The sequence below is a fragment of the Rhizobium azibense genome, from assembly GCF_004342325.1.
GTDB classification, from domain to species: Bacteria; Pseudomonadota; Alphaproteobacteria; order Rhizobiales; family Rhizobiaceae; genus Rhizobium; species Rhizobium etli_B.
In genome coordinates this window covers 1-13,524 of sequence record NZ_SMBJ01000020.1, presented here as the reverse complement: position 1 = coordinate 13,524, position 13,524 = coordinate 1, and the positions used below count along the sequence as shown (strand labels likewise).

Genomic DNA, 13,524 nt, shown 5'->3' with positions numbered 1-13,524 from the left:
GGTACAGAACACGGCTCACACCACGTCAGTTTAGCACGATATGGCGCAGGCAATCGACTCTGAACTCGCTTCACGAAGCGAATTGCTCCCGGCCGTTCCCGTCAACAACGGACTGGCATTGATGACCACGCAATGCCTTGTCCAGGGTTGCTGTTGATGCTTCGTGGCGAGATGGTTCATGGAACAGCACGTCGTTGGTGACGATGGTTTTCACCTTCAAGCGGGCGGCGAGGTTGGTGAGATCATGCAGGCGCATCTGGTGGTTGGGTCACAGGCGGTGTCGCGACAATGGCGGAGTCGCTGCCTGAGTTCATCAGGGGCCTGCGGATGATCGATGGGACCTCGTCATGGCCATCTCGGGAGCTATTCCGGGCATCGCCGCTCTACCGTCAGGTCCGATCGTCAAGAAACCTTATCAGTGCAGTGTTGAACGCCTGCTCCGACGCCATATTGACGATGTGCCGACCCGACAACGACAGATGAGTCCCGCGCTGCACGCACGCAGCGATGTCTTCGAGATCATTTGGCGGGCATACCGGGTCGCAGTCTCCGGAAACGGCGAGCACGGGATTGACGATCTGTCTGAGATTTTCGCGTAGATCTGCCTCGGCAAGGGCTGCACAGCAGCCAATGTAACCTTCGATCGAGGTTGCGACGAAACTGTCGATCACGGCAGCAACCGTGTCCGGCCGAGCGGCTTGGAACTGAGGAGTGAACCAGCGTTCGACCGTCGCGTCCTTGAGGGCAGCAAGGCCGTTGGCCCGGACAAAATCGATGCGTGCAGCCCAGCTTTCGGCGGTGCCGATTTTCGCGGCTGTCGCACAGACGGCGATGCTGCCAAGGCGCGTCCCGGCATGGATACCCAACCACTGCCCCGTCAGTCCCCCGATCGACAGCCCACAGAAATGCGCCTGATCTATATTCAGCCCATCCAGGAGCGCGATAGCGTCATTCCCGAGGTCCGATAACGCATAAGGGCCGGAAGGAGCCGAGGATCGACCGTGACCCCTGCTGTCATACCGCAATATGCGGAAACCCCGTGAAAGCTCGGAAATCTGGCCATCCCACATATGGAGATCGGTCCCGAGTGAATTGCAAAACATCAGCCAGGGCTTTTCCTGGCTACCGATCCCTTCGCCATCGATACGGTAGTGAAGACGGTGTCCGGCAAGTTCAAGATAAGCCATGTGAGATGCCTTCGATGTCGAAAGCCGATATGACACCGGCTTTTCTGGTAAGTATTGCGGACATCTGGCTTTGATCGGATTTATCAGCGGTCGCGCCAGGTGGCTCGCGACCGCTGCCGATCGCCATTTTTACGCCGGGACAAGCTGCGCGCCGCTTGATCGGCGCGCATTGCTGACGGCGAAGACCAGCATTGCCAGAGCCGACACGGCCGCGGGAACGGCGAAGATCAGAAAGTTCTGCTGCAGCGGCAGTTGCTGCGCGAGAAGGAAGCCACCGAGCGTCGGGCCGACGATTGCTCCGATGCGGCCAACGCCCGATGCCCAACCAAGTCCTGTTGAACGCACAGAGAGATTATAGAGCTGTGCGACGCTGGCATAGAGCAGGATCTGCGTTCCAATCGAAGTGGCGCCAGCCACGAAGACCAGCAGGAACAGAATGCCCGATGGTGGATTGTAACCGATCAGCGCGATTGATACGGCAGCCACCATGAAGAAGGCAATCACCACTTTGGGCAGACCGAAGCGGTCTCCGAGCCAACCGCCGGCGATCGCACCGACCATGCCACCGAAATTGAGCGAGAAGAGGCTAAGCAGACTTGCCCTTTCAGCGTAACCGGCTTCCTGCAGAACTTTCGGCAACCAGGAAGAAAGCAGATACACCAGCAGCAGGCAGCAAAAGAACGCCACCCAGAGCATTACGGTGCGCACGGTGCGCTGATGCCGAAACAATTCCAAAACCGACGCCGAGGCACCCTTGATTTCGGAGAAGATCAGCCTGTCGTCGCTGGCGAGAGCAAAGGAAGGCGAAATCTTCGCATAGATCGCTTTCGCCTGTTCCTGTCGCCCCTGACGGATAAGGAAGCCCAGCGATTCCGGCAGTTTCCATAGAATGGCCGGCAACATCAGCAGCGGGATTGCGGCAACGAAGAACATTGGCTTCCAGCCGAATTGAGGGATCACTCCAATGCCCAGACCCGCGGCCACCATGCCCCCGACCGAATAGCCGGAAAACATCAGCGCCACCATCGTGCCTCTAAGGCGCTTGGGTGCATATTCGTTCATGAGCGCCACGGCATTGGGCATCAACCCGCCGCAACCGAGACCGGCAAAGAATCGGAAGATCATGAATTGAGTGGGTGAGCTGGCGAAGCCGGTCAACATCGTGGAAATGGTGAACAGCAGGAAGCTGATCGCGATACCCTTCTTTCGGCCAATCCTGTCCGCCAGCGAGCCAAAAATCAGGGCGCCGAACATCATTCCGAACAACGCCCAGGCCTGCAACGTGCCAGCCTGTGGCTTGCTCAAGCCCCATTCCGTGATCAGCGTCGGCAGAACCGTTCCGGCCACGAATACATCATAACCGTCGACGATCAGCAGCAACCCACACAGGGCGACCACCATCCACTGAAAGCCGCCGAACGGGCTGGTATCTATCGTTTCATTCACGTCTATACTGCGCATCATCGCTCCTCCTCGAGTTACTACGCAAATCCGTCAGGAAATTTCAGCCGGTATCGCCACCGGCGACGGGCAGCACGCTGCCCGTGATGTAGGAAGCTTCGTCCGACGCCAGGAATAGGATTGGCGCCGTCTGTTCTTCGATGCTGCCGTAGCGCTTCATGAAACTGGTTGCCTTAACCTGGCGTACGACATCGGCCATCCACGCCTCCTCCGCCTGGGTATCGCCTTGGCCATTGCGCGGAATGCGGCGCGGCGGCGCCTCGGTGCCACCGGGCGCTGTCGCAACCACGCGGATATTGTGATCGGCCAATTCCATTGCCAGCGATTGCGTGACGGCGTTCACACCGCCTTTCGCCGCCGAATAGGGTACGCGGTGAATGCCTCGCGTGGCGTTTGACGAGACATTCACGATTGTGCCGCCGCCACGCGCGAAGAGATGCGGCAGAACCGCATGGCAACAGTAGAGCGTCGGCATCAATGACCGGCGGATTTCAGCGTCGATCTGTGGCGCCTCAAATTCGGCATAGGGACGCATTCGGATTGCGCCGCCGACATTGTTGATCAGGATGTCGACGCCCCCGAATCTCTCGGCAGCGAATGACATCGCAGCAGCCGCACCCTCATAGGTTTCCAGATCGACCGTAATGGCCGCGGTATCGGCGCTGGCGGCTTCCGCGGCGACTTCGGTGACGAAGTCGGCGCGGTCCACGAACAGTACTTCGCCGCCCTCTTGCGCTGCTCGCAGCGCAACCGCCCGCCCGATGCCCTGGGCGGCGCCTGTGACGACAAGCACCTTGCCCGCAAAACGGCCTGCGAAGTGCGCCGAACTCATGCTGCTTCCCTCACGGCCACATTGGGTGTGAACTTTTCGTAATGGAAGCTGTTGGGCTTTATCCCGTTGTCGTCAAAATATCTGCGCACCGCATCGACCATCGGCGGCGGCCCGCACAAGTAGAGGTCGACATCGCCGCCATTGAGCGCCTTTTGCGGAATGTGCTGGGTCACCCACCCCTTGCGCCGATGGCTGGAGGCTTCGTCGGCTACCACGGTGCTGTAGGTGAAATTGGCAAGTCGCCCCGCGTAGGCTTCGATCTCGTCAGCGAGGACCAAGTCCAGATCCCGCGTCACGCCATAGATGAGATGAACCTGCTGTTGCGACTTTTCGCGAGCCAGCACTTCCAACATCGACAGGAAGGGCGCAAGGCCCGTACCGCCGGCCAGGAACAATAGAGGGCGCTGCACCTCCCGAAGGTAGAAACTGCCGAGCGGTCCCGTCAGTTCGAGCTCTGCCCCGACCTCGGCACGCTCCAGCCAGGTGCTCATCAGACCGTCGGGGATCTTCTTGATCAGAAAAGCGATCTTCTGTTCGCCCGGCGCGGTGCTGAAGGAATAGGACCGGTATTGACCGCTGTCGGGGACACCAATGTTGACGTACTGCCCGGGCAAGAATGCGGGTGGATCGGTATCCACGTCCAGTTCGAGCACGATCGCGGTGTCATTGTGCGGCACTATATTCGCGACCGTGGCGACGAATTTCTGCTGTCCCGTCTTGCAGGCCACTGATGTTGTCGGCACGGCGATCACGCAATCTGATTTCGGCTTCATCTGACAGGTCAGGACAAGTCCGCCCTCGGCCTCGTCGGCACTCAGCGCATCGTCGATGAAGTCGTCGCCGAGGTCATAGCTGCCGCTCTCGGCCCGGCACTTGCAGGTGCCGCACACGCCGTCGGAACAATCCATCGGCAGGTTGATCTTGGCGCGATAGGCCGCGTCGAGAAGCTTCTCGCCGCTCTTGCACCCGATAAACCGGGTTACGCCGTCCTCAAAATTCAATGCGATCTTGTAGCACATGAGTCCTCCTCAAGGTCTCGACTGCACCAGCCGGCCTTCAGATGTGGTAGATGTCGATGACCTGGCGGATGTAGTCGTTCTTCAGCACGATTTTCTTGTTTGCGACCAGAAGGGTCTCACCATCCTTGCGCAGAGTGACGAACATTGTGCCGAAGAACTGGTCGGTGACCTTGTAGCGGTGGTTCAGCGTGTGGAAGTTGTAGCGCACGTCCACCTCCTCGTTCCGATCGGCCACCACCTCGACATTGGTCACGTTGTGGCTGGTGCGCGGCTCCGGCGTGGAAGCGCCGGACCGTTCGGTCTTGATGCGAAACACGCGGTCTTCCAGTCCATCGCGGTTCGGGTAGAAGATCAGCGAGATCTGGGATTGGGGATCTTCAGTGATCTGGTCGTCGTCATCCCATGCTGGCATCCAGTAGGTGACGTCGGACGCGTAGCAGGTCAGCCATTCGTCCCACTGCCGATCGTCCAGCAGGCGCGCTTCCCGATAGAGGAAGGCGCAGATGGATCCATAGGAAATGCTCATGCGACAACTCCGCTTTTTTCAGCGGACAGCGCTTCGCGCATCGCCTTCGCCCAGTATTCATGCTGGCGGACGAACAGGCCCTCATCTTCGCTCCGCTCTCCTGACAGGAGAGGCTTCATGCCCATCCGCTTCGCGTTTTCATCTGGTCCGTCTATCCAAAGCGGCGCGCCGCGCGACAGGTCGTTCCACGGCGCCGCCGTACCGGCATAGCCGGACTGGCAGGCGCGGAACTCCTCCAGATCGTCGGCCGTGCCCATTCCGGACACGTTGAAGAAATCCTCGTATTGACGGATCCTCAGTGTGCGATCCGCCTGGCTTTCGCCCTTCGGTGCAAAGCAGAAGATGCTGATTTCGGTCTTGTCGACACTGATCGGGCGCGTCACCCGGATCTGGGTGCTGAACTGGTCCATCAGGAACACGTTTGGATAGATGCAAAGATTTCGGGTCTGGTTGACGATAAAGTCTGCCTTGATGTCGCCGACGCGAGCCTTGATCTCGTCGCGGCGATTATAAACCGGACGGACTTCCGGGTTCATGGTGTTGGTCCACAACAGGATGTGGCCATTCTCGAAACCATAAACGCCGGCAATCGACCTGCTCCAGCTATTGGCATCGACCGCCTTCGTGCCCTCCTCCTTGCGCCGGCCCATCGTCGCGGCGTAGTTCCAGTGGACAGAGCTGACGTGATAACCATCGCAGCCGTTTTCCATCTGCAGTTTCCAATTGCCGTCATAGACGTAGGAGGAATTTCCGCGCAGCACTTCCAGCCCGTTCGGCGCCTGGTCGACGATCTGGTCGATGATGATCTTTGTTTCGCCAAGATATTCCCCAAGCGGGGAGACGTCTTCCTTGAGGCTGCCGAACAGGAAACCCTGGTAGCTTTCGAAACGTGGCACGCGCTTGAGGTCATGCGAGCCGTCCTGCGCGAATTGAGGAGGATACTGCGTGGTCTTCTCGTCCTTGACCTTGAGCAGCTTGCCGCTGTTCGAGAATGTCCAGCCGTGGAAGGGACAGGTGAAGCTTCCCTTGTTGCCGTGTTTGCGCCGGCATAGCATTGCCCCGCGATGCGCGCAGGCGTTGATCACCGCATGCAGGTCGCCGTTTTTGTCACGGGTGATCACGATCGGCTGGCGGCCGATATAGGTCGTGTAGTAGTCGTTGTTGTTGGGGATCTGGCTTTCGTGCGCCAGATAGACCCAATTGCCTTCGAAGATATGCTTCATCTCCAGATCGAACAGATCCTCATCGGTGAAGATGTCCCTGCGGCAACGGAATACGCCAGCTTCCTTGTCGTCCTGCACGGCAGTGGCGAGGAGATGATCGAGGTCTCGTGCCTTGTCGATAATCGCAGACATAGCGGTTCTCCCGCAAAGAGCACGCTGTTCATGAGCGCAGTCTTTGCCAATTTCCATGATAACGATGGTGTTCAAAGGTGCGGCCCGTTCGGACTGCCGCCCTTGCAGCTTATGCAGCCGCCCGCTTGCGCAACTCGTTGATCTGGTTGTCGACACCGTCCACTAACGCGGTCAGGCGGATATCGAATTCGATCTCGGCAAACGGACCATTCAGCCCGTTGGCGTAGATACTCGCCTCGTCGGTGCGTTCAATGACGGCAGGAACTAATCCGGCGCGGGTTGCGTAAGCGAAATCGTCATTGACCAACGGATCACCTTCGATGTTGATCTGGGTCGTCAGCTTGCGGTGACCGTCGGCGCTGACGAAGAAATGGATATGGGCCGGTCGCTGGCCGTGCCGTCCGAGCGCAGACAATAGCTGCTCGGTCGGGCTGCCGGGCGGCACGCCATAGCCGTGCGGCACGATGCTGCGGAATTTGTAACAGCCGTTTTCGTCGGTGACGATCGTGCGGCGCATATTGAACGGCGCCTGCTTGCCGGTCGGGTCGAAGTGCGAGTAGAACCCGCGCGTATCGCAGTGCCAGACTTCGACGGTGGCATCCGGCAGCGGCCTGCCGTCAGAACCATAGACGGTGCCGTGCATGATCAGGGTGTGACCGTTGGCATCGGTGCCGTCGTCGAGTCGGGCAAAGCCTTTCGCGACTGGTGCGCCGGCTACATAAAGCGGCCCCTCGATCGTGCGCGGGGTCGGGTTGTCGATGCCGAGAGCCTCATCGATCGCGTCGAGGCGCTCGTCCAGGAAATGATCGAGACCGAGACCGGGCGAAATCAGTCCGGCCTGGCCGGCGGCGCCGATCTCGTTGAGCCAGGCGATGCCCGTCCAATATTCATCGGGGGTAATGTCCAGATCATCGATCGCCTTGAACAGGTCTGACATGATCCGATGGACGATCTGCTTGACGCGCGGATTGCCGCCGTCCTTGTCCAAGCCGCTCAGGACCTCGAGAAAGTCCTGGATGTCGGGCCTGTCGAAGATCTTCACGTTCATTTTTTCCTCCTCTTGATTGAAAGTTGATGCGGATCTCGTCCTCCGCCGATCCACGCGCTATGTGTCGTCCTCGCGGATCGCGGAAGGATGCCGCAGCAGCGGTGTCACCTCGATATCCATGAATTTGAACAACGGCAGACCGGACAGGATCTCGTGGAGTTGCGTATTGTCCGGCACGTCGAAGACGCTGTAGTTCGCGTACTGGCCGGCGATCCGCCAGATGTGCCGCCACTTGCCGCTCTTCTGCAGCTCCTGCGAATAGGCCTTTTCCCGGGCCAGGATGTCGGCGGTTTCCGCCGCCGGCAGGTCATGGGGAAGGTTCACGTTCATCCTTACATGAAAGAGCATGGTCAGCCTCTTTGCCCGGCAATGCTGATTGTCTTGCGCATTCCGCCCCGAACAAAAAATGCCAGGCAGTCTTCGTCCAGTTCGATCCCCAGACCGGGTCCGTCGGGAACGGTCAGCTCAAAATCGCTGTAATCCAATGGCGTGGCGAGGATCTCTTCCGTCAGCAGCAGCGGGCCAAAGAACTCCGTGCCCCATCGCAGATCCTTTACACCGGCCATCAACTGCGCAGCCGCGATCGTGCCGATCGGCCCCTCCAGCATGGTGCCGCCATAGACACTGATTCCTCCGGTCTCCGCGATGGCGATGACCTTGGCGGCGGCGAACAGGCCGCCCGCCTGCTCGATCTTGATCGAGAACACGTCGGCTGCGTGCACCGTCACCGCTTCGAGCGCACTTTCCGGACCGACAAGCACTTCATCGGCCATCATGGCGATCGATGACACCCGTGTCAGCCGGGCAAGCGGCGCGATGCCGCAGACCGGCTGCTCCACCAGTACGCAACCCGCCTCGGCGAGTGCCGCGATCGCATTGCGTGCCTCCCGCTCCCGCCAGGCCATGTTCGCGTCGACGCGGATTGACGCCATGTCCGGCAGCGCCTTGCGGATGGCAGCCACGTGACGGATGTCTTCCTCGATCGACTTGAGGCCGATCTTCAGCTTGAAATCCTTGTGGCGGCGCCGGTCGAGCATCGCCTGCGCCTCGTCGATGTCCCTTGCGGTATCACCGGATGCCAGCGTCCAGGCAATCGGCAGGCTCTTGTGACGGCGACCCCCGAGCAACTCGGACATCGAGACGCCGAGGCGGCGGGCCTGGCAATCGAGCAATGCGGCTTCGACGGCGCATTTGGCGAAATGATTGCCCTTCACTGCCTTGCGCACGCGGTCCATGGCAACCTGCACCCGCGTCGGATCGAAACCCAAAAGCAGGGGCGCGATGTATTCGTCAATCGTAAGCTTCATGCCTTCCGGGCTCTCCGGTCCATAGGCGAGCCCGCCAATGGTGGTGCCCTCGCCCAGGCCCTCGACCCCGTCCGAGCAGCGCAGGCGCACGATCATCATGCTCTGGCCGCTCATGGTGACCATCGATAGTCTGTGCGGCCGGATAGTCGGCAGATCGAGTATAATAGCCTCGATCGAGACGATACGAACTTCCACGGACACCGCACTTCCTCCCTTTATTTGCAGGAAGGCTAGCGTCCTATTAGTGTCGGGTCCAAAACTATATAAGTCGAACTTTATACCCGGGAGGTATAGTAGGAATGGAATTACGCCAACTCCGCTACTTCGTGGCGGTCGCCACCGAGCGCAATTTTTCACGCGCCGCGGAAATCCTCCATATTGCCCAACCGCCGCTCAGTCGGCAGATCCAGCAGTTGGAGGAGGAAATGGGCGTCCACCTGATCGACCGGTCCAAGCGGCCGCTGAGCTTGACGGAAGCCGGACGGTTTTTCTTCGAGCAGGCCTCGCAAATCATGGCGCGGCTCGAACATGTCCGCGAACAGACCCAAAGAATAGGAAAGGCCCAGCGCGAACGGTTCATCATCGGCTGCGTCGGCTCCACCCTCTATGGAGGCATGCCGGACCTCGTCCGGCGCATGCGTCAGCGCTGGCCCGACCTCGACATTGAGATTCTGGAAATGATGTCAACCGAACAGATGACTGCGCTTAAGGAACGCCGCATCGATCTGGGTTTCGGCAGAGTACGGTTCAACGACAGGGAAGTGGAACGGCTGACGCTGCGAGAGGAGCGACTGGTCGTAGCCTTTCCGAAGGGCCATCCGAAATCTCTCAGCAAGGAGCCCATCGACCTTTCCGAACTCGAAGGCGAATCGCTGATCATCTATCCCTCGGCCCCCCGGCCAAGCTTCGCGGACGAGACACTGAACCTGCTCGGTGAGATCAGCGTCCATCCAAGCCATGTCGAGGAAGTTCGTGAGATTCAGACCGCGCTCGGTATGGTCGCGGCCGGTGCCGGCCTGTGCATCATCCCCGCGGCCTCGCAGCGCCAACGGCCGGACGATGTCTGCTATCGTATGATTGCCGACGAGAAGGCCACCTCGCCCGTTATCATGAGCTATCGGCGTAACGAAGCGGGCGATCGGATCGACGAGATAAAACAGATTATCCGCGAAATGTATGCCGACAATCCACCCTGGCTGCAGCTCTCCAGTGTTCGTCTGGACGCCCTCGAGAGCGGAAGAAAATAGACAACCATCGATGGATTAATATTCGAATGCCCGCCGTGACGCTGTCGTTCCCGACGATACATTACGCGATCGTTTTAGCCCAGAACGCGAACATCCTCCGCAACAAGCCGTGCACAGGGCTCGTAATGTTGCTGCCGCTGTGCGATGACGCCGGACGCAGGCTGTTTCGGCCCGAAAGCGGTCGTTGATCAACTCTCTCCTACTATGGGAGCTGGGCCTCGATTGCCGACTTGTCTATTACTGACCAAACTGAGCTGATCTTCGATCCTACGAACTCGTAGAAAACGTGCTCCGTAAAGGCTCGACGTCCATTGACGCGCAGGCCCAAGAACTCGCCTTTCGGGGAGCAATCGAAGAAAAGGCGGGCTGCAAGGCGCGGCGGCTCACAGACAAGCAGCTGGACGTTGAACTGCAAATCCGGAATGTCTACGAAGTCCTTCACCAGCATTTCCCGGTAGCCCGATAGCCTTAGCAGCCGACCGTTATGCTGTACGTCGTTCTCAACGAAACGGCCAAGCCCGTCCCAGGCTTGCCGGTTGAGGCAATCCAAGTAGGCACGATATATATCGACGAGGTCTCCGGTCATAGACGTCTCCTTTTGCCGAAAGGCCCAAAAGCTACCCGATTTTCAACGTCAAGAGATAGCGCACTGCCCTCTTCCGCATATGCGGCGGTTCGCGCCTCTATTGGGCAGCATGGTTCTTCCCGTAGGAGCTTATCTGTCGCTTGCATTTAGTTGGTGTTCCGAAGCCGGCGAAGCGACTCCTCTTCAACTGATCATTGCCCGTGGGGGCAAGGACCGGTTTCTGCTGGCTTCGTGCCGAAGGCACCGAGCAGTATCGCGTCAGCGATGCACAAAACGTGATCACCCGGCGAGCGTTTTGGTTCCAACAGCACTTCCGGTTTCAGAGGTGCCTACCACGAACAACCATCGGTGGGACGGTTTGGCAGGACCGACGCTGAGAAAGTTGGACGCGGGAAAGCGAAAAATCCTGCAAACACTAGCGCCGCAGAGACTTTGAAAGATCTTGCTTCACTTGCTTTCTAGCCTGTAAAATGCTACCTATAGCTGAAATATGGGGAGACGCAGCTGGCAGTGTCGCAACCCAGCTGAGGATCAACACCGTACGAAAGGCGGTCGCAACCCCGCAGTTTCGATGGCGCCGGAATGCGGTTCGATTGCATCGACGAGCGCATCTTGCGCGATGATTGTATGGCGCGCCGCCGGCGGCGCTTCATCAGGAGGCAGTGCTATGTCTGAGGAAGTCGATCGCATGGGCGCGAAAAAAAGCGCTGCTGCACTACGTCCAATCCAGTTTGAGCAGGCATTCCATGACCCTCAACCAGGTCCTGGCCAACCCCCTCGAATGGGAAACGCCAGCAGCCCGCCTCAGGCAAATCGCCATGCCGCGTGTCGCCGAAATGACCCGCCTTGGCAGGGGCGCTATCCGTCAGACCGTCGGATTGCTTGCGCAAAGAGGTCTTCTGATCAAAGGATATGGAGAAAATTTCGATGAAGCGCGGCACGCCTGGCAGTTCGACCTATCCCCAACGTTCCTCCACACCCGCTTTCTGATGATGGGGAGTCCGATCGGCCATGGAGAGTGAAGTCGAAGCCCTGTCGAAAACACTTGCCTGGACATGCGGCGTGATCGCGCAAAGCGACCCCGAGGAGCGACAGCGGATCGCGGCCGCCTATAGGCAAGCCCAAACCCTGATCGCCGGCATCCCGCTCGAGGGCGGTGACGCCCGCAGGCGGATCGTCGCCTGCATTGAACGGTCAGATACCTATCGCGCGGTCGAGGACATCGCCTGCGTCGGCTGGATAATGACTGCCATCCAGGAGCGGGTGAACGAACGGGATCTTCCCCACTGGCGCCAGCTCCGCAAGATTATCAAACTGGCCTTGAAACTCTTGGTCCAGCCGGAGGCTACCGTGCATTGAAGTGTAAGCTGGGATGGCGAGTGCTCTCGACGCGACGGCCGAGCCCGTGACGAACAAGCGATGTTGCGGCCGAGCTGCCGAGCTGCCGAGCTGCCGAGCTGCCGAGCCTTGATCGGATTGGCTGTTCCGCCGTTTCAAGTCGTTCAACTCGAAAACCCTCATCGACTGATCAACAGAATTCCCAAAGAGCTGATGCTGGATCGACAGCGACCACGCCCTCCACTCCTATCTGATGCTGTTTCTCATAGCAGTGAGGCCCATTGCAACAAGGACAGATCGCTTTTCGTTTTACTCGCTCAAAGCATCAGTCCGCTAGAGACCAGTCTGATCGCACCATGCCGTTGTGTTCGCCCAGCCTAGGCGACTTGTGATGCGAGGTCAGTGGCGCCCCTGAAAAGATGATTGGCGTCCGGATACCCGGTATTCCTTCATTGTCCACCGCCATCTTCCTATGCGCGACTTGCGGGTCGGCGAATACGTCTTCCACAGTATTGATCGGCCCGGCGGGAACGCCCACACGCGCGAGGTCGGCCAGCAAATCCGTCCGTTTGAAAAGCTTTGTCTGCGCTTCCATCACCGATGTCAGTTCCTCTCGATGACGCACTCTGTCCGCGTTTGTCTTGAAACGGGCGTCGGCGGCCACAGCGAAAAGCCGGAGAACATCGCATATGCGTGCGAACTGACTGTCGTTTCCGCAGGCGATAATGATGTTGCCGTCGGATACCGGGAATACCTGATATGGCGCGATGTTGGGATGCGCATTGCCGAGCCGCGTCGGCGCCTTTCCCGAGGCCAGAAAATTCATCGCCTGGTTGGCCAGCACCGCGACAGTACTGTCCAGCAGGGCCATATCGATATGCTGCCCCTCACCTGTGCTGTTGCGGAGGATCAATGCGGCCTGGATAGCGATGACCGAATAGAGGCCGGTGAAGATATCACCGAACGCCACGCCGATTTTCTGCGGCTCGCGGTCTGGCTCACCAGTCAAATCCATGATGCCCGCCATGCCCTGAACGATGAAATCATATCCTGCCCGGCCGGCATATGGGCCGGTTTGGCCAAAGCCGGTAATCGAGCAGTAGATCAGCGTGGGATTGATCGCCTTCAGGCTCTCGTAATCGAGACCGAACTTCTTCAGTCCGCCTACCTTGAAGTTCTCGATGACGACGTCCGCGTTCGCGATCAGTGCACGAACCCTTTCGACGTCTTCCGCCGACTTGAAATCCGCCGTGATGCCCAGTTTTCCGCGATTGCAGCTATGGAAGTAGGCTGCCGCGACATCCTCCCCATCCTCGATGAAGGGAGGCCCCCAGCGGCGCGTATCGTCGCCCTCCGGGCTTTCCACCTTGATGACGGTCGCTCCCAGGTCGGCAAGTGTCTGTCCAGCCCACGGACCGGCCAGGATACGGGCCAGCTCCACCACCCGAACGCCTTCAAGCGGAAATTGCATCGGTAACTCCCTGATCATTGCTAAGCTCGCCGATCCGCCTCACATATTCTGATAGACCGGCCCCTCGCCGCCCTGCGGCGGCACCCAGTTGATGTTCTGGTTCGGGTCCTTGATGTCGCAGGTCTTGCAGTGGACGCAGTTCTGGGC

The 13,524-nt window shown here is 59.1% G+C and carries 16 protein-coding genes; 3 read left to right on the top strand and 13 right to left on the bottom strand.

Annotation, left to right across the window (positions count from 1 at the left end; translation table 11 throughout):
- Positions 1-70: 70 nt before the first annotated feature.
- From EV130_RS30655 to EV130_RS30610, 10 genes are all read right to left on the bottom strand, one after another.
- Positions 71-256: a hypothetical protein gene (locus EV130_RS30655; protein ID WP_132662513.1), complete on the bottom strand. Its 186-nt coding sequence runs from the start codon at positions 254-256 to the stop codon at positions 71-73.
- A gap of 133 nt (positions 257-389) precedes the next feature.
- Complete coding sequence (gene pcaD, locus EV130_RS30650) at positions 390-1,187, bottom strand: 3-oxoadipate enol-lactonase (protein WP_132662512.1); 798 nt, start codon at positions 1,185-1,187, stop codon at positions 390-392.
- Positions 1,188-1,316: 129 nt separating this feature from the next.
- Complete coding sequence (locus EV130_RS30645; RefSeq protein ID WP_207900915.1) at positions 1,317-2,651, bottom strand: MFS transporter; 1,335 nt, start codon at positions 2,649-2,651, stop codon at positions 1,317-1,319.
- A 40-nt stretch (positions 2,652-2,691) separates the two neighbouring features.
- Entirely contained in the window at positions 2,692-3,480 is a 789-nt protein-coding gene (gene benD / locus EV130_RS30640) for a benzoate diol dehydrogenase BenD (RefSeq protein ID WP_132554280.1), read from the bottom strand.
- Positions 3,477-4,499: a benzoate 1,2-dioxygenase electron transfer component BenC gene (gene benC / locus EV130_RS30635; RefSeq protein WP_132662510.1), complete on the bottom strand. Its 1,023-nt coding sequence runs from the start codon at positions 4,497-4,499 to the stop codon at positions 3,477-3,479. The genes benD and benC overlap by 4 nt, the downstream gene beginning before the upstream one ends.
- Positions 4,500-4,536: 37 nt before the next feature.
- The gene (benB, locus tag EV130_RS30630) at positions 4,537-5,025 is read right to left on the bottom strand and encodes a benzoate 1,2-dioxygenase small subunit (RefSeq protein WP_074065325.1); all 489 of its coding nucleotides are present in this window, start codon (positions 5,023-5,025) and stop codon (positions 4,537-4,539) included.
- The gene (locus tag EV130_RS30625) at positions 5,022-6,380 is read right to left on the bottom strand and encodes a Rieske 2Fe-2S domain-containing protein (protein WP_074065326.1); all 1,359 of its coding nucleotides are present in this window, start codon (positions 6,378-6,380) and stop codon (positions 5,022-5,024) included. Before EV130_RS30625 ends, benB begins: the two co-directional genes overlap by 4 nt.
- A 109-nt stretch (positions 6,381-6,489) precedes the next feature.
- The gene (gene catA / locus EV130_RS30620; protein ID WP_132662509.1) at positions 6,490-7,428 is read right to left on the bottom strand and encodes a catechol 1,2-dioxygenase; all 939 of its coding nucleotides are present in this window, start codon (positions 7,426-7,428) and stop codon (positions 6,490-6,492) included.
- Positions 7,429-7,485: 57 nt separating this feature from the next.
- Positions 7,486-7,776 (bottom strand): muconolactone Delta-isomerase, encoded by a 291-nt coding sequence (gene catC, locus EV130_RS30615; protein ID WP_132662508.1) that lies wholly within the window; start codon positions 7,774-7,776, stop codon positions 7,486-7,488.
- Positions 7,777-7,778: 2 nt separating this feature from the next.
- Positions 7,779-8,936, bottom strand: coding sequence for a muconate/chloromuconate family cycloisomerase (locus EV130_RS30610; protein ID WP_132662507.1), 1,158 nt, complete (start codon positions 8,934-8,936; stop codon positions 7,779-7,781).
- 98 nt (positions 8,937-9,034) lie between these two features.
- Here EV130_RS30610 and EV130_RS30605 point away from each other — a divergent pair, with 98 nt between their 5' ends.
- Complete coding sequence (locus EV130_RS30605; protein WP_132554274.1) at positions 9,035-9,982, top strand: LysR family transcriptional regulator; 948 nt, start codon at positions 9,035-9,037, stop codon at positions 9,980-9,982.
- Between the two features lie 202 nt (positions 9,983-10,184).
- On the opposite strand, the gene EV130_RS30600 is transcribed toward EV130_RS30605, so the two are convergent.
- Positions 10,185-10,568 (bottom strand): ester cyclase, encoded by a 384-nt coding sequence (locus EV130_RS30600; protein WP_132662506.1) that lies wholly within the window; start codon positions 10,566-10,568, stop codon positions 10,185-10,187.
- Between the two features lie 746 nt (positions 10,569-11,314).
- Here EV130_RS30600 and EV130_RS30595 point away from each other — a divergent pair.
- Positions 11,315-11,590: a hypothetical protein gene (locus tag EV130_RS30595; protein WP_245520146.1), complete on the top strand. Its 276-nt coding sequence runs from the start codon at positions 11,315-11,317 to the stop codon at positions 11,588-11,590.
- Complete coding sequence (locus EV130_RS30590; protein WP_132554270.1) at positions 11,580-11,927, top strand: hypothetical protein; 348 nt, start codon at positions 11,580-11,582, stop codon at positions 11,925-11,927. Before EV130_RS30595 ends, EV130_RS30590 begins: the two co-directional genes overlap by 11 nt.
- 304 nt (positions 11,928-12,231) lie before the next feature.
- Here EV130_RS30590 and EV130_RS30585 read toward each other — a convergent pair whose 3' ends face one another.
- Together EV130_RS30585 and EV130_RS30580 are read right to left on the bottom strand one after the other, a co-directional pair.
- Positions 12,232-13,377 (bottom strand): CaiB/BaiF CoA transferase family protein, encoded by a 1,146-nt coding sequence (locus EV130_RS30585; RefSeq protein WP_132554268.1) that lies wholly within the window; start codon positions 13,375-13,377, stop codon positions 12,232-12,234.
- A gap of 39 nt (positions 13,378-13,416) precedes the next feature.
- A partial coding sequence (locus EV130_RS30580) for a 4Fe-4S dicluster domain-containing protein (RefSeq protein WP_132554266.1) occupies positions 13,417-13,524 on the bottom strand: 108 nt, incomplete at its 5' end.

Bases quoted from the DNA above. Each gene is read 5' to 3' on its own strand.
- EV130_RS30655 (WP_132662513.1), bottom strand. From the start codon at position 256: ATGCGCCTGCATGATCTCACCAACCTCGCCGCCCGCTTGAAGGTGAAA.
- pcaD (WP_132662512.1), bottom strand. From the start codon at position 1,187: ATGGCTTATCTTGAACTTGCCGGACACCGTCTTCACTACCGTATCGAT.
- EV130_RS30645 (WP_207900915.1), bottom strand. From the start codon at position 2,651: ATGATGCGCAGTATAGACGTGAATGAAACGATAGATACCAGCCCGTTC.
- benD (WP_132554280.1), bottom strand. From the start codon at position 3,480: ATGAGTTCGGCGCACTTCGCAGGCCGTTTTGCGGGCAAGGTGCTTGTC.
- benC (WP_132662510.1), bottom strand. From the start codon at position 4,499: ATGTGCTACAAGATCGCATTGAATTTTGAGGACGGCGTAACCCGGTTT.
- benB (WP_074065325.1), bottom strand. From the start codon at position 5,025: ATGAGCATTTCCTATGGATCCATCTGCGCCTTCCTCTATCGGGAAGCG.
- EV130_RS30625 (WP_074065326.1), bottom strand. From the start codon at position 6,380: ATGTCTGCGATTATCGACAAGGCACGAGACCTCGATCATCTCCTCGCC.
- catA (WP_132662509.1), bottom strand. From the start codon at position 7,428: ATGAACGTGAAGATCTTCGACAGGCCCGACATCCAGGACTTTCTCGAG.
- catC (WP_132662508.1), bottom strand. From the start codon at position 7,776: ATGCTCTTTCATGTAAGGATGAACGTGAACCTTCCCCATGACCTGCCG.
- EV130_RS30605 (WP_132554274.1), top strand. From the start codon at position 9,035: ATGGAATTACGCCAACTCCGCTACTTCGTGGCGGTCGCCACCGAGCGC.
- EV130_RS30600 (WP_132662506.1), bottom strand. From the start codon at position 10,568: ATGACCGGAGACCTCGTCGATATATATCGTGCCTACTTGGATTGCCTC.
- EV130_RS30595 (WP_245520146.1), top strand. From the start codon at position 11,315: ATGACCCTCAACCAGGTCCTGGCCAACCCCCTCGAATGGGAAACGCCA.
- EV130_RS30590 (WP_132554270.1), top strand. From the start codon at position 11,580: ATGGAGAGTGAAGTCGAAGCCCTGTCGAAAACACTTGCCTGGACATGC.
- EV130_RS30585 (WP_132554268.1), bottom strand. From the start codon at position 13,377: ATGCAATTTCCGCTTGAAGGCGTTCGGGTGGTGGAGCTGGCCCGTATC.